This window comes from Marinobacter sp. ELB17 (genome assembly GCF_000169375.1).
GTDB lineage: Bacteria > Pseudomonadota > Gammaproteobacteria > Pseudomonadales > Oleiphilaceae > Marinobacter.
Genome location: NZ_AAXY01000003.1, coordinates 350840 through 368499, shown reverse-complemented (window position 1 = coordinate 368499; position 17660 = coordinate 350840). Strand labels below are relative to the sequence as shown.

Annotated in this window: 18 protein-coding genes; 8 read left to right on the top strand and 10 right to left on the bottom strand. The window is 56.0% G+C overall.

What is annotated here, in order from left to right; translation table 11 throughout:
* Positions 1–278 precede the first annotated feature (278 nt).
* The 9 genes from MELB17_RS06330 to MELB17_RS06290 form a co-directional block, all read right to left on the bottom strand.
* Positions 279–1604 (bottom strand): Na+/H+ antiporter family protein, encoded by a 1326-nt coding sequence (locus tag MELB17_RS06330; protein WP_007349336.1) that lies wholly within the window; start codon positions 1602–1604, stop codon positions 279–281.
* Between the two features lie 114 nt (positions 1605–1718).
* Positions 1719–1949, bottom strand: a complete 231-nt coding sequence (locus MELB17_RS06325) for a DUF1653 domain-containing protein (protein WP_007349335.1) — start codon at positions 1947–1949, stop codon at positions 1719–1721.
* 88 nt (positions 1950–2037) lie between these two features.
* Positions 2038–2487, bottom strand: coding sequence for a group I truncated hemoglobin (locus tag MELB17_RS06320; RefSeq protein WP_007349334.1), 450 nt, complete (start codon positions 2485–2487; stop codon positions 2038–2040).
* Between the two features lie 2 nt (positions 2488–2489).
* Positions 2490–3359 (bottom strand): DUF3034 family protein, encoded by an 870-nt coding sequence (locus tag MELB17_RS06315; RefSeq protein WP_007349333.1) that lies wholly within the window; start codon positions 3357–3359, stop codon positions 2490–2492.
* Positions 3356–5713 (bottom strand): putative bifunctional diguanylate cyclase/phosphodiesterase, encoded by a 2358-nt coding sequence (locus MELB17_RS06310; RefSeq protein ID WP_007349332.1) that lies wholly within the window; start codon positions 5711–5713, stop codon positions 3356–3358. The genes MELB17_RS06315 and MELB17_RS06310 overlap by 4 nt, the downstream gene beginning before the upstream one ends.
* Positions 5713–6378, bottom strand: a complete 666-nt coding sequence (locus MELB17_RS06305; protein WP_007349331.1) for a methylamine utilization protein — start codon at positions 6376–6378, stop codon at positions 5713–5715. Before MELB17_RS06305 ends, MELB17_RS06310 begins: the two co-directional genes overlap by 1 nt.
* A gap of 204 nt (positions 6379–6582) precedes the next feature.
* A complete protein-coding gene (locus MELB17_RS06300; protein WP_007349330.1) occupies positions 6583–6969 on the bottom strand; it encodes a DoxX family protein in 387 nt (128 codons plus the stop codon).
* A 104-nt stretch (positions 6970–7073) separates the two neighbouring features.
* A complete protein-coding gene (locus tag MELB17_RS06295) occupies positions 7074–7727 on the bottom strand; it encodes a hypothetical protein (RefSeq protein WP_007349329.1) in 654 nt (217 codons plus the stop codon).
* Between the two features lie 192 nt (positions 7728–7919).
* Positions 7920–9263 (bottom strand): MATE family efflux transporter, encoded by a 1344-nt coding sequence (locus MELB17_RS06290; protein ID WP_007349328.1) that lies wholly within the window; start codon positions 9261–9263, stop codon positions 7920–7922.
* Between the two features lie 164 nt (positions 9264–9427).
* On the opposite strand from MELB17_RS06290, the gene coxB reads away from it, so the two are divergent.
* The 3 genes from coxB (at position 9428) to MELB17_RS06275 (ending at position 13124) form a co-directional block, all read left to right on the top strand.
* The gene (coxB, locus tag MELB17_RS06285; RefSeq protein ID WP_007349327.1) at positions 9428–10558 is read left to right on the top strand and encodes a cytochrome c oxidase subunit II; all 1131 of its coding nucleotides are present in this window, start codon (positions 9428–9430) and stop codon (positions 10556–10558) included.
* Positions 10559–10626: 68 nt separating this feature from the next.
* Positions 10627–12234, top strand: a complete 1608-nt coding sequence (gene ctaD, locus MELB17_RS06280) for a cytochrome c oxidase subunit I (RefSeq protein WP_007349326.1) — start codon at positions 10627–10629, stop codon at positions 12232–12234.
* A gap of 2 nt (positions 12235–12236) precedes the next feature.
* Positions 12237–13124, top strand: coding sequence for a cytochrome c oxidase subunit 3 (locus MELB17_RS06275; protein ID WP_007349325.1), 888 nt, complete (start codon positions 12237–12239; stop codon positions 13122–13124).
* A 30-nt stretch (positions 13125–13154) separates the two neighbouring features.
* On the opposite strand, the gene MELB17_RS06270 is transcribed toward MELB17_RS06275, so the two are convergent.
* A complete protein-coding gene (locus MELB17_RS06270; protein WP_007349324.1) occupies positions 13155–13358 on the bottom strand; it encodes a twin transmembrane helix small protein in 204 nt (67 codons plus the stop codon).
* Positions 13359–13402: 44 nt separating this feature from the next.
* Here MELB17_RS06270 and MELB17_RS06265 point away from each other — a divergent pair, with 44 nt between their 5' ends.
* The 5 genes from MELB17_RS06265 (at position 13403) to MELB17_RS06245 (ending at position 17653) form a co-directional block, all read left to right on the top strand.
* On the top strand, positions 13403–14116 hold the full coding sequence (locus tag MELB17_RS06265) for an SURF1 family protein (protein ID WP_227498812.1): 714 nt from the start codon (positions 13403–13405) through the stop codon (positions 14114–14116).
* 85 nt (positions 14117–14201) lie between these two features.
* Positions 14202–14852, top strand: coding sequence for a hypothetical protein (locus MELB17_RS06260; protein WP_007349322.1), 651 nt, complete (start codon positions 14202–14204; stop codon positions 14850–14852).
* 11 nt (positions 14853–14863) lie between these two features.
* On the top strand, positions 14864–16000 hold the full coding sequence (locus tag MELB17_RS06255) for a COX15/CtaA family protein (protein WP_007349321.1): 1137 nt from the start codon (positions 14864–14866) through the stop codon (positions 15998–16000).
* Positions 15997–16965: a heme o synthase gene (gene cyoE, locus MELB17_RS06250; RefSeq protein WP_007349320.1), complete on the top strand. Its 969-nt coding sequence runs from the start codon at positions 15997–15999 to the stop codon at positions 16963–16965. The genes MELB17_RS06255 and cyoE overlap by 4 nt, the downstream gene beginning before the upstream one ends.
* Positions 16966–16984: 19 nt before the next feature.
* Positions 16985–17653 (top strand): SCO family protein, encoded by a 669-nt coding sequence (locus MELB17_RS06245; RefSeq protein WP_007349319.1) that lies wholly within the window; start codon positions 16985–16987, stop codon positions 17651–17653.
* Positions 17654–17660 lie beyond the last annotated feature (7 nt).

Sequence of the window (17660 nt, the reverse complement as noted above, 5' to 3'; positions counted from 1 at the left end):
TCAGACATATTTTTCCCGACAGAAAAGACACCCCACACCCTTCCCATTTGACTGTAGAGATAGGCTGGCAAAAGAATAAAGCCAGATTTTCGCTTTGCTTTTAGGTCTTTATCCTCGCATATCTACGTTGTTCTAACGTGAGGAGGATTGTTGTATTTTTTATCGCCGGAAATGAGTGTCTGAGCGCAGCGAGTTACATTTCCAAGAAAAAAATATAACAATTCTCATCGCAGCCTCCAAAACAACCAGGCTGCGTTTCAGATAAAAACTCCCAAACTTTAAAGAACCATCGCCGCAACCCAACCAAAACCAAGCAAAGGCAAGTTGAAGTGCAAGAACGTGGGCACCACTGAATCCCATATGTGATTGTGCTGGCCGTCGGCATTCAGGCCGGCGGTGGGCCCGAGTGTCGAGTCAGAAGCTGGCGAACCCGCGTCACCCAATGCACCCGCAGTGCCGACCAAGGCAATGATGGCCATGGAGCTGAAACCCATTTCCAGCGCCATCGGCACATACAGCGCCGCAATGATGGGAATGGTGGAGAAGGACGAACCAATACCCAAGGTAATCATCAGGCCTACCAGCAGCATCAGCAGGGCCGCCAGGGCTTTGTTGGCGCCGATGATGTCGACCGAGCCTTGCACCAGAGTGGTGATTTCGCCGGTCTCGCGCATGACTTCGGCAAAGCCGGAGGCGGCGATCATTATGAAACCGATCATCGCCAGCATTTTCATGCCCTCGGTGAACAGGTCGTCGGCTTTTTTCCACTTCACCACGCCAGACAGGTTGAACAGCAGGAAGCCGGCCAATGCGCCCAGAATCATGGAGCCGAGCCACAACTGCACCACAAAGGTGACCACAATGGCGGCCAGCGCCATCACCAGAGTCATGGGTTTGTAGGTGGTGGTGACGTTTTCGGTGCGGGTTATGGCGCTGAGATTGTAGTTACGTTCGCCGCGGTAGGTAATAAAAATAGCGACCAGCAGGCCACAGAGCATACCCAGGGCAGGCAGAGCCATGGCTTTCATGACGCTCAGACCTTCGATATCGCCACCGTTGGCGCTGATTTTAGCCATCAGGATTTCGTTCAGGTAAATACCGCCAAAACCTACGGGTATGAACATGTACGGGGTAATCAGGCCGAAGGTAAGTGCGCACGCCACCATGCGGCGGTCCATTTTCAGCTTGGCCATGACATACAGCAGCGGCGGAACCACCAGTGGAATAAACGCAATGTGAATTGGCAGGATGTTCTGGGACGACAGTGCAATGGCCACCAGAATGGCGATGATCATGTAGCGCACGCTTTTCACAGCCGTACTGCTACCTTCGCTTTGGCCGACTTTGGCGAGGATTTTGTCGGCCAGCAGGTTGGCCAGGCCAGATTTACCGATGGCAACCGCAAAGGCGCCCAGAACGGCGTACGACAGCGCCACTTTGGCGCCTCCGCCCAATCCATTGTTGAAGGCATCAATGGTATCGTTCAGCGACATTCCGGCGATTAGGCCTCCGGAAACGGCGCCTACTATCAGGGCAACAACAACGTGAATGCGGACCAGGCTTAACACAAGCATGATCAGCACCGCAGCAACAACGGCATTCATGGCAAACTCCGGGTACGCGCGATGAGTTATCCAGCCTTCTTGCGAAGGCTGAGATTATGAAAACGCGGTAATGTGCAGTAATTTGCCAGCTTAGTCAAAGGGCTTGTGTAACGTTTAGGGTTGGTCGATACGAGCAAAACGCGGAAGCTGCTCCCCTGCAACGTTTACGGTTTCGCGGAACATGCTGAGGGGGCGCACCCAAAGGCTGTAATCGCCGTAGAGGCAGCGGTAGACCACCAATTTTTCCTCGGTCTCGCTGTGGCGGGCAATGTCGATCACTTCGTAATCTTTGCCCTTGTAGTGCCGATAGCGGCCCGGAAGGATATCTATTTTTTTTTCAGTCATGCGGGTGTCGTGCCTCGTTTTCGTTGCACTTGTCTTTGCTGCCTTTGTCTTTATAACCCTTTTTGTGACTTTTTTTCACTGCGGGTTTTTAAAGATGCCGGATATCCGGGTACATCGGTAGCAGTTTTTTAATCAGCCGGTTTTGCGCCGCTGTTGGCACATCGTTTTCTTCCATAGCGAGAATAAGGTTCTCTACCAGGGCATTAAACTGGGTGTTTGTAATCCCCATGGCCGCGTGTGATTCGCGCATCTCGCGCCCTGCATACTCGCATGGGCCGCCACTGAGTTCACACAATTGGTCTGTCAGGTGGCGATGAAACTGCGCAACGTTTATGCCTTTGAACTGATGACTAATTCGCGTGTCATCCACGATGAGATACAGCAGATCCTCCACCACATCCGCAATGCCTGCGCGCTCGCCCAACTGAAGGTAGAGGCTGTTGTCGGGTTCACGGTGAAAGCTTTGGCAGCCCGTTAGAACAAGGCTGGCCAGGACAACAAGAGCGGCGAAGTGGGTCGTCATTATGCCCAGGCGCATGATCAGAAACTCCCCTGCAGAGACAGATAAACACCCTGCTGATCTTTCAGGGTTGCGACATCACCCAGATTAACGAACGCTGCTGTCACGGCCAGCCTACGGTCCGGTACCCAGGCTATAAACAGGTCCCACCAGTCGTCTTCGGGGGCTAATCCCAGGTTATCCGGCTTCTGTCGGTACTCGGCGCCCAGCAGCCATTGCCGGTTAATAAATACGCCGGCGCCGGCTTCGGCCATAAACTCATAGTTATTATTGAGGTCGCCGCCAAAACCCAGCAGCCCGCCCTGGTTGGCACGGGTTCCACGCACGGTGGCGTTTACCAGCAGGTTGCGGCCAAACATGGCGGCAAAAAACAGTTTCGACCCGGCGAAATAGACGTCCGTGCCGCCGTTGTCCCGGGCACCGATAGCTTCCGGCACGGTGAAATCCTGCTGCCGTTTGTGCTGCACGCCGGCAGACCACTGGCCCCAAGGGCTATAGAGTGCGTCTCCCATCAGCCGTACTTTCACACCGAAAATATCCTGATTGAGTTCATCCTGTTTCAGGCTGCTCAGATCCAGAGTCTGCCGTGCGAATGTAACTTCAACCCGGTTGTTCCAGTTCAAACTGGCACCAATGACCGCGAGCGTGTAGTCATCCACCTCGGCGCGACTTATGGCAACAGTTCCGCCCCATTCTTCATCACTTGCGTAGCTGCCAAGCAAGGCCCAGGGCACTAGCCCGCCGCCGGCGCTGCCTTCTATAGTGGTGACGCCACCGGTTGCCCAGAGGCGACTGCCAATATCCGCAGAGGCCAAGGGTATCGCAAGAACCCCCATGGCCAGCAAGGGCGTGAATATCACAGCACCCCGTTTGCTGGAAAAACGTGTCATGGCGAATGCTCCGGCGTTGTTTCGCTCAGTTCCTGCTGGCGCTCTGCCAGGGCCGCAACCGTCTGCGCAAGCTTATCTGCAGAAACCGGACGGCTCAGATAAAAGCCCTGGCCAACATCGCAGCCCCAGGCCTGCAGCAATTTCCAGGTTTCAAGGTTCTCGATACCCTCGGCGACTACCTTTAGTCCAAGCCCGTGGGCCATATCGATGGTGGATTTTACAATCAACTGGTCCTGAGGTTCGGAATTTAGTCTGAGCACAAAAGATTTGTCTATTTTCAGTTCCTGAACAGGTAGTTTTCGTAGCTGTGACAGCGAAGAATAGCCAGTGCCAAAATCGTCAACGGACAGGGTTACGCCCAGGTTTCGGAGGCGGTTCAATGTCGCCATCGCTTCTACTGGGTCCTCCATCAACGCGCCTTCTGTTACTTCCAGGGTGATGCGCTCCATGTTGTGGTGCCAGCCGCCAAAAATGCTGGCTACGCGATCGGTCAGCGCCGGCCAGGTCAGGTCCATTGCGGACAGGTTTATTGCGACACCGGCATCCAGGCCCGCGTTGAACCAGGCGCGGGCATCGTTGGCAACCTTCTGCAGGATATGATCGGTCAGGTCATTGATCTGCCCTGACTGCTCGGCAAGGAAGATGAATTCTTCCGGTGATATAAAGCCCAGCTCCGGGTGTATCCAGCGCACCAGAGCTTCCACTTGAAGCAACTGCCCGGTGCTGTTATCCAGTTTGGGTTGGTAGTTCATGTGCAGGCCGTCGTGGCGGATTGCACTGTGCAGGTCTGAGACCAGTTTGAGTTCGCGCAGGTGGTTTTCATCCTGGCCCGGCTCATATCGTGCAACTGCAACACCTTTTTGCAAGGCCTGCTCAAAGGTCAGGTTTACGCGTCTTCTCAGCTCATTGGTTTGGCTGGCATCGGTAGGTAATTGCAGTGTTATCAGGCTTGCACGCAGGGAAAACGGGGTGTTGTCGATATTCAGGGGTGATTCGGCGATGTTACGCAGAGCCAGCGCAAGTTGCTCCAGCGCTTCAGGGCTGAGCTTGGGAATCAGCGCCAGAAACTCACGGCCACCGGTGCGTGCAAGCAGGCTGGCATCCGGTAGGTTATCACGCAGCCGCTGCGAGAGGCCGAGCAGGACTTTATCGCCGAACTCCAGGCCGAGCGTATCGTTTATGTCGGAAAGATCGCTAACACGCAGGCCAATCAGGCTGCAGGGTTTATCGGCGCTAAAGCCATCTTCGGCCTTTTGCATCAGAGCGTTACGGTTGCCTAGCCCGGTGACTTCGTCATGGGTTGCGGCATGGCGGATTTCCGCTTCGCGACGGATAAGCCGGGCCAGCGTGTCCCGAAGCGCATCCCTGAGTTGCCTCAGCTCGCCTCCGGTGCGGATATCAGGCGCCGGCGGGTTTTCTCCCTGCCCGACGGCCCGAGCGTAGTGGGCCAGTTGCAACACCGGCCGGCCAAGATGCCTGGCGGTGAGCAGTGCCAGTAATATGGCAAGTGCCATGATGACAGCCACCAGCAGGGCTATTGCCAGGGCCCGGCTGTAATAATTTTGCAGGCTGGCTTCTCGGCTGGTCAGCAGAACCGCCTCGAATGAGCTTTGCTCGAAAGCTCCCAAGTTCAGCGTGCGAGTGAAGTAGCGGTCGCTTTTGATAAAGTTTTGGCCGTTTGTAGATATGTTCAGAGCCGCGCTCCCGGCGCTGTCGATATTGGAGGACGCGGCAAAGTTAGTGAAACCGCTGGAGACGTTCGAGTTCGCCCGAAAAATAACCGAACTGCCGCTGAGCCGGGCGATGACGTTTGCCAGTTCCTGATCGAGCTCGAAACCGGCAACCAGCCATGCTCTTAACCCTGGCGCTTCGACAGGAATGACCAGCACCTCATAGCCGCGCTGGTTAATGGTCAACAGTGAACGGTCAGCGCCGTTTTTACGCGCTGTGGCCAGCTGCGTTTCGGTAATGCCGGGTATCGTTTGTGTCAACGTAGATGCCAGGAGTTGTCCCTGGCTATCTAGCAGTAGCGCAAAGTCTGCGTCTACGCGCCCGCTGTGGTTTTCCAGAGCGCTGTTCAGGGTTGCCGGATTGCGGCTGGCAATGGCAGAACGAAAACCAAAGTCGCGGACAACGACATCGAGGCGGGAGAGCTCGAGGTCGGTGCGGCGTTCAATCACCTCGGTGGTTAAGCGCTCGGCGATCGTGAGTTGTTCCAGGGCACGGCGCTTTTCGTCTTCGAACAGGTACACCATCATCAGCGCGCCGATCAGCAGGCTTACCAGGGCGACCATAGCAACCATGGCCGTAACCAGGCGACCGCGAAACCCTATGCGGTTAGTCGGTCCATCCATCAAAGTTCCTGAAATCGCTTTTGAAGATCATTCATTGGGCCCTCGAGGCGTGGCTCAGGCGTAAGCTCAATACTGACGGTTTCTATACTGAGATTTGTCAGACTGGCAGCATTAATTTCCCGAACCAGCGGCCTGGTGTTGTCTGGTAGGCGTGGGTGCCAGATATTCAGGCTCAGAGAGCCGGGTACCTGAGTGTCGCCGAAGTCTAGCGCGATCGTTACCTCGCCCTGCTCATTGGTTTGGCCGATGGCACGGGTATCGGCGACAACAATAAAAGCTTGCATATGGTCGTGAATATTACAGCCAAGCTCGACAATGCCGGGCTGATCAAACACAACCGGCGCTTCGGGCTTATCAGCATAGAGTTCGAGATTAAAGGTTTTCGCCGGCGAAAAAGAATAGACGTGGTGCTGGGTGTTGTCCTGATTGGGGAAGTCCACGCTGGAACCTGCGGGCAGAATCAACACATGGGGATGAAACATACGGTTTTTCTGAGACACTTCTGACCGCACGGGATAGGGCTTGCTGCCGCCATTTAAATACACAACGGCTCCCGCGACCGGCGCGGCGCCATCAGCAAGCTGAACCCTGACCGTCAATTCATCTGCCAGTAAAGAAGCCGGTAGAAGACAACAGGCCATCAGCAAAACGGTTTGTTTTTTCATTTTGGCTACGAACCTTTCGATTGAGCAGCATCTTCCGGGGTCGGGTGGAGTCAGGCACTGCCAATTTTGCCAAATAACTCGTGTACCAGCAGGTTAGCACGAGTTGCTTCCATATCGACAAGTCCGCCAGCCTTCACCTTTAAAGTGGCAATAGTGGCCAGGTTCCAGCGGGGCTTCAGCAGACACGGAATCCTCGTTTGGCACTCAGTTGCGCAGGGTATAGCGGCCTGAACCGAGGAAAAACACGGCTACAGCACTCATCAGAAAGAAAAACTGCAGTTCCAGGTGCAGCCCGCCGTTGCTGCTGAGCAGCATCAACTGGTGGCTGTGCACCAGTGCCAGGGCCACCAACATGTTTGCCACAATCAACAGGGCGCCGGTGCGGGTATGAAAACCCAGAATAATCATCAATGGGGCCAGTACTTCGCCAATAATCACGCCCCAGGCCAGAAACGCCGGCAGGTTATGGCTGACTAGCTGGGCTTCAATAAAGCCCACACCGTTCATCAGTTTATCGATGCCGTGAAACAGCAGCAGGCCGCCCAAAGTGAGGCGGATAATCAGTTTTCCAAGATCGGTATTGGCAAGCATGGTTTGGGCCCCGGGGCAGGTAAAAGACAGCGCACAGCTTAACGGCTTCGGCGTCAGGCGCAAGGCAATGAATGCGATATACCAAATGCTGAATGTAGAAGAGGCTAGCGCCGGCGGCGATTGCCCAGAGTAAAGCGGATGTGGTTACGCACCAGTAGATTGTCCCAATAATGGCGCATTGAGTCCCAAGCCGCGTTGTTGGCCTGTGCCACGAACGGGTCCAGATCAAGATCGTAGTAGTCCGGGCTGCCGGCAATCTGCCGCACGGTTATCGCTACCGCATCGTCCAGCTCATTGGCGAAGGGCTCGCCAATGAGCTCGTGTACCAGCAGGTTGGCCCGTATGGCCTCCAGATCCACCAGTTGGCTGCTGCGGAAGCTGTGGTTATTTTCGTACATATCTTCCATCAGGCGGTGGCACAGATAGGCGCTGATTAGCAGCCCGTCAAGGCCGATATAGTGGCTAAGAAGCACAGACGGGTTGGTAAAAAAACGGGTGGCGGCGTCTAGAAAGGGCGTGAATAGACCTTCGTGGCCGGCGTCGCGGGCGCAGGTGTCAACCGCGTTAATCAGCCGCGGAGCCGTTTCGATGTATTCCACCGAAAACTGAAACAGGCAGCTAGCCGGCGCTCGATTGTTAAAGCTGATGCACGTTGGCAGCGCCTTGGCACGCAGCTGCAGGTGGCGCAAAAAAGCGCCTGAGCGGGCTTCCCTGCACCTTGCAGTGTCAATGATGTCCAGGACTGCTTTCGGAGTCATGTGCACGGTTGCCGGTGTCGATACGTAAAAGGATCGCAAGGCGCCTCCCGTTCATGTCACGGGTATATGGATTGTGCAGGCAAATGGCCTGGTTAGGCGCAGGGTGAAGCCTGTGATGTAAATAAAGTGTAGACGACTATTTCAGCCTTGCCGGCTAGGGCGTCAACAATTTAATCTGGTTGCGGGAAGCTGTTATCGGCTTTCCTTATTGCGAAACCAGCGCCCCTGACGATTAAAATGCAGGTATACCAATCCCATACTCAGCGCTCGCGCCAGCATCAGGCTGATCATCGCGAACCACAAACCGTGATTTCCCCAGTCGGTGGTTAGCCACCACACCGGCAAATACACGCCCAGGGCGGCAAATAGCATGGTGTTCTGCATGGCTCGGGTTTGGGTGGCGCCAATGAAAACGCCGTCAAATAGAAACCCCCACACCGCGGTGAAAGGCAGCAGCCACACCCAGGGCAGATACTGCCAGGCGTTGATTTGCACGGCTTCGATGTTGGTTAATAATCCGATCAGCGTCTGGCCGCCCAGTACAAAAAGCGCTGTCAGCAGCAAGGCGCCCCAAACCGACCAGCGCAGGGCAGTGTCGAATACCCGCTTGAACTGGCGCCGGTCGCCACGGCCGACGGCCTCGCCGATCAGAGCTTCAGCGGCGTTGGCAAAGCCATCCAGAGCGTTGGAAATAACCAGCAGAAAAGTAAACAGTACCGCGTTGGCGGCCAGAATAGCGTCGCCCTGGCGCGCGCCTTGAGCGGTAAAAAAGGCAAACGCCAACAGCAAGGCGATGGTGCGCACCATAATAAAACGGTTTACCTGAAGTATGCGCAGGTAGTCTGCAAGGGTGCCGATCAGCGCGCGGGTCATGCGCTGGCCTTCGGGCATGCGCCGTAACACGATCGCCAAACCAATCAGCGCCGCACCGTATTCTGCAATCACCGTAGCCATGGCCACCCCGCGGCTGTTCCAGCCGAACCCGGTCACAAACAGCACGTCTAGCACCAGATTCACGCCGTTGGCCACCACCAGCATGATCATTGGGCCGCGGGAATACTGGGTGCCAATCAGCCAACCCACCAGGGTGTACTGGCACAGCACCGCCGGCGCGCTCCAGATGCGGATGGCGGCGTATTCGGAGGCCAATTCCAACACGCCTGCGCTGGGGTTCATCAGCGCCAGACCGGCGTGTATCAATGGCTGTTGAAAAGTAATCAATACTAAACCGATGACCACTGCCAACAACAGCGATCGCACCAACAGTGCCACCTGCTCATGCTCGTCACGCTTGCCCCAGGCCTGAGCCGCCAAACCGGTGGTGCCCATGCGCATAAAGCCAAAAGTCCAGTACAAAATGCTGAACAGGTTAGCGCCCACAGCCACAGCGCCGAGGTATTGCGGATCTGGCAGGTGCCCCAGCACGGCGGTGTCTACCAGGCCAAGCATCGGTACAGTCAGGTTGGTGAGCATCAACGGCCACGCCAACGCCCACAAGCGGTGGTCCAGACGGGTCAAACGGTGCAAAGGCTTCATAAACGGCTATCCAGAACAGTCACGGCGGTAAAGCGTTGGGATCATAACATTGTTGAATTCCAGCTGTTTGTTAGCCTTTTCATTATCTTTTTGGCTATACTAACGCTCAAGATATTCGATAGCAGTCTGTCACCCGACAATAATAATTCATGTGGAGACGCAATATGCGTGTGCGCGCAAAGCGGGCTTTGGCCCTATGCGGCTTGGCTCTGTTCCCGGTGATGTCCATGGCGGACTGGACCATGAACATGAGCCCCGGTGTTACCCAGACCAGCAACGACATTTACGGCTTGCACATGACCATTCTGTGGATATGTGTGGTCATCGGTGTTGTGGTGTTCGGCGTCATGTTCTGGTCGATCTTCGCCCATCGTAAGTCTCGCGGTCACAAACCCGCGAACTTCCACGAGAACACCACGGTGGAAGTGCTTTGGACCATCATTCCTCTGGTTATTCTTGTGGCTATGGCGATTCCGGCCACCGTTACGCTGATTGATATGTATGACACCACCGAAGCCGATGTGGATATCAAGATCACCGGCTATCAGTGGAAATGGAAATACGATTACCTGGACGACGAGTTCGGTTACTTCTCCAGTTTGAGCACCCCCCGCGACCAGATTAATAACCGCCAGACCAAAGGTGAAAATTACCTGCTGGAAGTCGATAACCCGCTGGTGGTGCCGGTGGGCCAGAAAGTGCGGTTATTGATGACCGCAAATGATGTGATTCACTCCTGGTGGGTGCCGGAGTTCGGGCTGAAGAAAGACGCCATTCCCGGTTTTATCAACGAAGCCTGGATTCGGGTGGACACGCCGGGCACTTACCGCGGCCAGTGCACCGAGCTGTGCGGCAAAGACCATGGCTTTATGCCCATTGTGGTGGAAGCGGTGCCGCAGGCCGAATACCAGACCTGGATTGGTGAGCAGCGCGCTGCGGCCGAGAAAGAAAAAGAACTGACCCAGAAAGAATGGACCATGGCCGAACTGATGGAGCGCGGTGAGAAAAGTTATCAAAGCACTTGTGCCGCCTGCCACCAGGCCGATGGCAGCGGCTTGCCGCCGTCGTTTCCGGCGCTGCGTGGCAGTGCTATCGCCGTCGGCGACATAGCTGGCCATATCGATATTGTGGTCAACGGCAAGCGCGGTACCGCCATGCAAGCCTTTGGCGAGCAGCTCAACGAAGCCGATATTGCGGCGATCATCACCTACGAGCGTAACGCCTGGGGTAACAACGTGGGCGACATGGTGACGCCCAAGGAAATTTTTGATTACAAAATTCAGCAACAACAGTGACCCGTTGGCGGCGCCACGCTGCCAACCCGGGCCCCTACAAGAATAACACGGCGGTTACGGGAGATATTATGAGTACGGTTGCAGACGCTCACACCTCAGAGCATTCTTTAGAGCAGAACCACGATCATCACGGCCCAGCCAAGGGTTGGACTCGTTGGCTGTTCACGACCAACCACAAAGATATCGGGACCATGTACCTGATATTCAGTTTTACTATGTTCCTGTTGGGCGGCACCATGGCCATGGTTATCCGCGCCGAGCTGTTTCAGCCCGGGCTACAAATTGTGCAGCCGGAATTTTTCAACCAGCTGACCACCATGCACGGGCTTATTATGGTGTTTGGTGCGGTGATGCCGGCCTTTGTGGGCCTGGCTAACTGGATGCTACCGCTGATGATCGGCGCACCGGATATGGCGCTGCCGCGGATGAACAACTGGAGCTTTTGGTTGCTGCCCTGCTCCTTCCTGATTCTGGTATCCACTCTGTTTATGGACGGCGGCGGCCCCAACTTCGGCTGGACCTTCTACGCGCCGCTGTCGACCACCTACGGCCCGCCTAGCACCACGTACTTTATCTTTGCCCTGCACATTGCCGGTGCGTCGTCGATTATGGGCGCCATGAACGTGATTGCCACCATTTTGAACATGCGTGCGCCGGGCATGACGCTGATGAAAATGCCCCTGTTTGTGTGGACTTGGCTGATTACCGCGTTTCTTTTACTGGCGGTTATGCCGGTTTTGGCAGGTGTGCTGACCATGATGCTGATGGACATCAACTTCGGTACCAGCTTCTTTGACGCCTCCGGTGGCGGCGATCCGGTGCTGTTCCAGCATATATTCTGGTTCTTCGGGCACCCCGAGGTGTACATCATGATTTTGCCGGCGTTCGGCGCTATTTCTCACATAGTTCCGGCGTTTTCCCGTAAACCGCTGTTTGGCCATGCCTCTATGGTGTACGCGACGTGCGCCATTGCGCTGCTGTCGTTCCTGGTATGGGCCCACCACATGTTTACGGTGGGTATTCCCGTCGCCGGCCAGCTGTTCTTTATGTATGCCACTTTGCTGATTGCGGTACCCACCGGGGTTAAGGTGTTTAACTGGGTGGCGACCATGTTCCGTGGTTCGATGACCTTCGAGGCCCCGATGCTGTTCGCCATCGCGTTCATCATTTTGTTCACTGTGGGTGGGTTTTCCGGGCTGATGCTGGCCATTGCTCCGGCCGATTTCCAATACCACGACACCTACTTTGTGGTGGCGCATTTCCACTACGTGCTGGTGCCCGGCGCAATCTTTGGCATCTTTGCTTCTGCGTACTTCTGGCTGCCCAAGTGGACCGGCTACATGTATGACGAAACCCTGGCCAAGACCCATTTCTGGTTGTCGTTCGTGGGTATGAACCTGGCGTTTTTCCCCATGCACTTTTTGGGGCTGGCGGGTATGCCGCGGCGAATTCCGGATTACGCCCTGCAATTTGCCGATTTCAACATGGTGTCAAGCATAGGCGCATTCCTGTTCGGGGCTACCCAGCTTCTGTTCCTGTTTATTGTCGTGAAATGCGCCCGCGGCGGCGGTGAGCCAGCGGCGGCCAATCCCTGGGACGGCGCGGAGGGCCTGGAATGGACCGTGCCTTCACCTGCGCCCTACCACACCTTCTCCACACCACCGGAGGTGCGTTAATCATGTCGGAATACCAGAAGTATTACGTACCGGATCAAAGCAAATGGCCGATTATTGCTACGTTTGGGCTGGGTACGACGCTGTTCGGCGCAGCCACTATTATGGTCGACGGCGGTCAGGGTGCCAGTACCAGCAGTGGCTGGATGATCTTTACTGTGGGCTTGTTATTGATGGCTTATATGATTTTCGGCTGGTTTGGCAGCGTGGTGCGTGAAAGCCGTGCTGGCCTTCACAGCCCACAAATGGACCGGTCTTTTCGCTGGGGCATGAGCTGGTTTATTTTTTCTGAAATCATGTTTTTTGCGGCGTTTTTTGGCGCGCTGTTTTACGCCCGTGTGTTTGCCGTTCCCTGGTTGGGGGGCGAGGGCGATCGCGGTAGCTCGAATATGTTGTGGGAAGGGTTTCAGGCAACCTGGCCGCTGATTAACACGCCTGACCCCAGCTTGTACCCAGCGCCCAAGGGCGTCATAGGGCCCTGGGGCCTGCCGCTGATAAACACCATTTTGCTGGTGAGCTCGTCATTCACCATTACCGTTGCTCATCATGCGCTAAAGGCCGATAAACGTAAAAAACTGAAACTGTGGCTGGGCGCCACTATTATTCTGGCGCTGGTATTTGTGGGTTTGCAGGCCGAAGAATACATGCACGCCTATCAGGAGCTGAACCTGACCCTACAGTCCGGGATTTATGGCAGCACCTTCTTTATGTTGACCGGATTCCACGGTGCTCACGTGATTTTGGGCACCATCATGCTGACTGTGATGCTAATTCGCATTAGCAAAGGTCATTTCAGCGCTGACAATCACTTCGGGTTCGAGGCGGCGGCCTGGTACTGGCACTTTGTCGACGTAGTTTGGCTGATGCTGTTTGTGTTTGTGTACGTGATCTGACATCGCTCATCTGCTTTGTCAGAGCTGAAGTTAGGGTGTAGGATTCAGCGTTAAGCCGCCTTGCCAGAGCGACAACAGAATGACCAACAGCAACAGCACGCTCAGGGCAACGCGCAGCGCGAGGGAATTGATAACGCGATTGGTTTTTCCACCGTCGCGTATCAGAAAAAACAGGCCGCTGAACAGGCTGACGATCACCGCCAGTAGCAGGGCAACAATGAGTATTTTTAACATGTACAGGTCCGTTTGGTTAGTCGGTCTGTTCACTATAGCAAAGCATGGGTAATTCGCAGGGCTCACGACGTTACTGGCACTGGGATTGGCGTCTTATGCTGTTTAGCGGGCTATTTTTACCGCTGTTGCTGGGTTTGGGGATATGGCAATTGCAGCGTGCCGAGTTCAAACAGCAACAGCAGGGCCAGTGGCAACAGCAGACGTCCGAACTGGCTTGGCCGCAGCTGGTAGAGCAGGGCCTGGATGCGGGACGACCTGTGAAGCTTGACGGATCATACGGCGACACCACCTGGCTGCTGGACAATCGCACCCGCGATGGCATGGCCGGATACGAGGTGTTAACGGTGTTTTATCCACTCCAGGGGCCGGCGCTGGTGGTTAATCGCGGCTGGGTAATTGCACCGCGTACCCGTCAGCAGTTGCCGGAAACCTTAGTGACACAAGAACGGGTAGAAATTTCCGGACGCCTGGCAGACTTTCCCCAACCACCGGTGCTGGCGGCCGTTCAGGCAGGCAGTGGTTGGCCAAGGCGGGTGCAAAGCCTGCCTCCGGAGGTGGCGCAAGATGTGGTGCCGGAATTGCCCGGGTTGATTTTGCGCCTGGCTGACCAGAACCAGCCGGGCGCATTGCGGGCTGACTGGGCGCCAGACCGAATGGCCGCCGCAACCCATTACGGTTACGCCACCCAGTGGTTTGCGTTGGCGCTAATGCTGACTGTATTGACGGTGGTGGCCAGTTACCGTAAAGCTGCAGATTAGCGATACAGCAATCCTGTAGTAATTTTATTCGCAGTTCTACTTAATAGTCGTCCTACAACAGCCGTGACTCGTTCAGGAGCCAATAATGACAACAACGGTGGCCCAGCAGAATTCCCAGACAGCTTCGCCCAAGCCCATGAGCCCGCAGCAGATACGCAAAGGGCGGCGCATGGCTCTGCTGCTCATGGCGGTGGTTTTTGGCCCGATTATTCTGGCCAGTGCGATGTTCTATGGCGGCTGGCTCAATCCGACTGAGCACACCAACAACGGTGCTCTGGTGACGCCCCTTGTTCCGCTCAGCAATTTGCAGTTGCAAACCGCGCAGGGCACGCCGCTGGCAGCCCGTTTCGGTCCCACGCAAACCAGCGCCACGTGGTTGCTGCTGGTGGTGGCGGACAACTGCACAGAGGTTTGCCAACAACTGCTGTACACCACACGCCAAACCAGCATTGCGCTCGGCAAATACGCCACACGGGTCAGCCGTGGTGCGGCCCTGACAAGCCTGCCACCGGCTCTGGCCCAGCGCTGGCCGGCAGACTTTGAGCGTATGGAGCGTTTTACGCCGTTGCCGGCCCAAACTCCCGTATGGCCCCCGGGCGTGGAGCCATCCCAGGCGCCACAACTGCTGCTGGTAGACCCCTTAGGCAACATTATGATGCGCTACCCGGCAAGTGTGCCGGGGGGTGATGTGTTGGATGACCTGAAACATCTGCTGAAAATTTCGCGAATCGGCTAAGGCGGGTGATGATGACAAAAAATTACGCCGACAATGCCGAATCCATAACGGTACCTCGTCTGATGTTGCGCTTGGCCGTGCTGGCCGTTGGGCTGGGCGTGGTGGTGATCATGCTCGGCGCCTGGACCCGGCTGGTACACGCCGGCCTGGGCTGCCCGGACTGGCCGGGTTGCTACGGTTTTTTGACGGTGCCGCAAAGCGAAACCAGCATTGCCATCGCCAATGCGCGCTTTCCGGAAACTCCGGTGGATGTTGCCAAAGGCTGGCCCGAGATGATTCACCGCTATGCTGCGGGCTTGCTGGGCCTTCTGGTGTTCGGGCTGGCGGCTTACGCTGTGCGCCAGCGCAAACTGAACGTCCCGGTAAAACTGCCCCTGTTTATAGCCGGTTTTATTGTGCTGCAAGGCGCGTTTGGCATGTGGACTGTTACTCTGAAATTGTGGCCGCAGGTGGTGGCTCTGCATTTGCTAGGAGGCTTTACAACCCTGAGTTTGCTGGCGCTGCTGGTATTAAGGCTACGCAGCCGTGTTCGGGTCGGGTCGGGGCAAACAGCCGTTTTGAAGTCTGCCCGCCCGGGCGCTCGCCTTCGCCCCTGGCTTTATGGCGGGTTGCTGCTGGTAATCATGCAGATTGCGTTGGGCGCCTGGACAGCCGCCAACTATGCTGCCGTGGCCTGTACCGACTTACCCACCTGTGGTGGCCAGTGGTGGCCGCAAGACATGGACTTTGCCCACGGCTTTGACATAACCCAGCACGTTGGGCCCAATTATCTGGGAGGCAAGCTTAACGCTGATGGACGGGTGGCTATTCATGTCAGCCATCGCCTGGGCGCCGCTGTTGTGCTGGTTTATTTCAGCGTGCTACTGGCGCTGCTGTGGGCCCGGCGCCGGCGCAATGGCCTAGGCCAGTCAGTGGCTGTGGTAGCGATTGTTCTGCTGGCACAGATTGCGCTGGGCCTGGCTAATGTGATTCTCTACATTCCGCTGGCGGTCGCCGTGGCCCATAACGCCACCGGTGCGCTGTTGTTGCTGAGCGTGATTCAGCTGATCTGGCATCAACGTCAGTTGTCCCAGGGCTTGCCGGTACAGCTTTCGGGCGCTAAAAACAATTCGATGAATTCAGGAAAGCATCAGGAGATAACGGCATGAGTGAGCAAGCGAACGTCTTGCCGGTACCGGCCAACGCTATTGGCAACCCCGTCGACAATTCTTTAGGCAACTCTGTCGGCAATTCGGCCGGTAACCGTACCGTTGCGCACTGGCGTGACTATCTGGAGCTGACCAAGCCCAAAGTTGTCGCGATGATGATTCTCACGTCGGTCATTGGCATGCTGCTGGCGGTTTCCGGTCTGCCGTCTTTGCAGGTTCTGGTGTTTGGCAACGCTGGCATTGCGTTACTGGCCGGAGCGGCCGCGGTGATTAACCACGTGGTGGACCAGAAAGTGGACGTTGTTATGGCGCGTACTCACAAGCGTCCGGTAGCCACAGGGCGGATTTCTGCTGCTGAAGGACTGTTATTCGCAGGCGTATTGGCGCTGAGCGGTATGGCGATATTGATGTTGTTGGTGAACAGTCTGACAGCCTGGCTGACATTAGCGTCGCTGGTGGGTTATGCCGGCGTGTATACGCTGTTTCTGAAACGGGCCACGCCGCAGAATATTGTGATTGGCGGGCTAGCCGGCGCCATGCCGCCGCTGCTGGGTTGGACCGCGGTAACCGGGCAGGTAGACGGCCACGCGCTGCTGCTGGTGCTGATTATTTTCGCCTGGACGCCACCACATTTCTGGGCATTAGCGATTCATCGTAAGGAAGAGTACGCCAAGGCCCGCATCCCCATGCTGCCGGTGACCCACGGTAATTACTACACGGAACTGCATATCCTGCTGTACACTCTTATTTTGCTTGCGGTTAGCCTGCTACCGTTTGTGACTGGAATGTCCGGCATGATTTATCTGGTCGGCGCTCTTGTGCTTGGCTCGCGTTTTTTGCAATATGCGATACGCTTGCTGCGCGATGACGATCGGCGCGTAGCGCTGGACACCTTCAAATATTCCATCACCTATCTGATGGCGCTGTTTGTCGTGCTACTGGTTGATCACTATGCCTTTATTTGACGCCTGACATGGAGCCCCGATGACCCGCCAGATTCGCACAACGGTAATCCTGCTGGTATTGGCGGTGGTGGCTGTATTCGGCTTTTCGATAGCGCGGTATTGGCTGGCGGAGCCAGCACCGGTCGAACCGCCACCGGACTTGGCCAGCGCCAATATCTATGTGTACGAGCCGCCGCGGCCGGTGATTGAATTTGAACTCACCGATGAAAACGGCCAGACCGTTACCCGTGAAAATCTCCGCGGCCATTGGACCTTTGCTTTTGTAGGCTATACCAACTGCCCGGATATCTGCCCAGTAGCCATGGCGGCCCTGCGCCAGACCAACAAGTTGCTGCCTGCAACCTTGCCCCAGCCCCGTTATCTGCTGATCAGCGCCGACCCAGAACACGACACACCTGAAGTTTTAAAAAATTATACGGGCTTCTTCGGTGAAAATTTCCACGGTTACAGTGGTGATATAGACATAACCCGCGCCCTGGCGACCAGTTTGGGAGCGGTGTTTGTGCAGCGTGAAACGGAGGGTGGTTTACTGGTGGATCACAGCGGCCATTTTGCACTGATCGGCCCCTCGGCCGAAGTGGTGGCGCTGATACAGCCGCCCCATAAACCGCAGCAACTAGCCGATGGCTTCGAGCAGATTTACCGCTGGGCAGATCGCCAGCGTCAGACAAACAGCTCCGCTTATTAATTCAGTC

Excerpts from the sequence above, each read along its gene's own strand:
- MELB17_RS06330 (WP_007349336.1), bottom strand. The coding sequence starts at position 1,604 with ATGAATGCCGTTGTTGCTGCGGTGCTGATCATGCTTGTGTTAAGCCTG.
- MELB17_RS06325 (WP_007349335.1), bottom strand. The coding sequence starts at position 1,949 with ATGACTGAAAAAAAAATAGATATCCTTCCGGGCCGCTATCGGCACTAC.
- MELB17_RS06320 (WP_007349334.1), bottom strand. The coding sequence starts at position 2,487 with ATGCGCCTGGGCATAATGACGACCCACTTCGCCGCTCTTGTTGTCCTG.
- MELB17_RS06315 (WP_007349333.1), bottom strand. The coding sequence starts at position 3,359 with ATGACACGTTTTTCCAGCAAACGGGGTGCTGTGATATTCACGCCCTTG.
- MELB17_RS06310 (WP_007349332.1), bottom strand. The coding sequence starts at position 5,713 with ATGGATGGACCGACTAACCGCATAGGGTTTCGCGGTCGCCTGGTTACG.
- MELB17_RS06305 (WP_007349331.1), bottom strand. The coding sequence starts at position 6,378 with ATGAAAAAACAAACCGTTTTGCTGATGGCCTGTTGTCTTCTACCGGCT.
- MELB17_RS06300 (WP_007349330.1), bottom strand. The coding sequence starts at position 6,969 with ATGCTTGCCAATACCGATCTTGGAAAACTGATTATCCGCCTCACTTTG.
- MELB17_RS06295 (WP_007349329.1), bottom strand. The coding sequence starts at position 7,727 with ATGACTCCGAAAGCAGTCCTGGACATCATTGACACTGCAAGGTGCAGG.
- MELB17_RS06290 (WP_007349328.1), bottom strand. The coding sequence starts at position 9,263 with ATGAAGCCTTTGCACCGTTTGACCCGTCTGGACCACCGCTTGTGGGCG.
- coxB (WP_007349327.1), top strand. The coding sequence starts at position 9,428 with ATGCGTGTGCGCGCAAAGCGGGCTTTGGCCCTATGCGGCTTGGCTCTG.
- ctaD (WP_007349326.1), top strand. The coding sequence starts at position 10,627 with ATGAGTACGGTTGCAGACGCTCACACCTCAGAGCATTCTTTAGAGCAG.
- MELB17_RS06275 (WP_007349325.1), top strand. The coding sequence starts at position 12,237 with ATGTCGGAATACCAGAAGTATTACGTACCGGATCAAAGCAAATGGCCG.
- MELB17_RS06270 (WP_007349324.1), bottom strand. The coding sequence starts at position 13,358 with ATGTTAAAAATACTCATTGTTGCCCTGCTACTGGCGGTGATCGTCAGC.
- MELB17_RS06265 (WP_227498812.1), top strand. The coding sequence starts at position 13,403 with ATGGGTAATTCGCAGGGCTCACGACGTTACTGGCACTGGGATTGGCGT.
- MELB17_RS06260 (WP_007349322.1), top strand. The coding sequence starts at position 14,202 with ATGACAACAACGGTGGCCCAGCAGAATTCCCAGACAGCTTCGCCCAAG.
- MELB17_RS06255 (WP_007349321.1), top strand. The coding sequence starts at position 14,864 with ATGACAAAAAATTACGCCGACAATGCCGAATCCATAACGGTACCTCGT.
- cyoE (WP_007349320.1), top strand. The coding sequence starts at position 15,997 with ATGAGTGAGCAAGCGAACGTCTTGCCGGTACCGGCCAACGCTATTGGC.
- MELB17_RS06245 (WP_007349319.1), top strand. The coding sequence starts at position 16,985 with ATGACCCGCCAGATTCGCACAACGGTAATCCTGCTGGTATTGGCGGTG.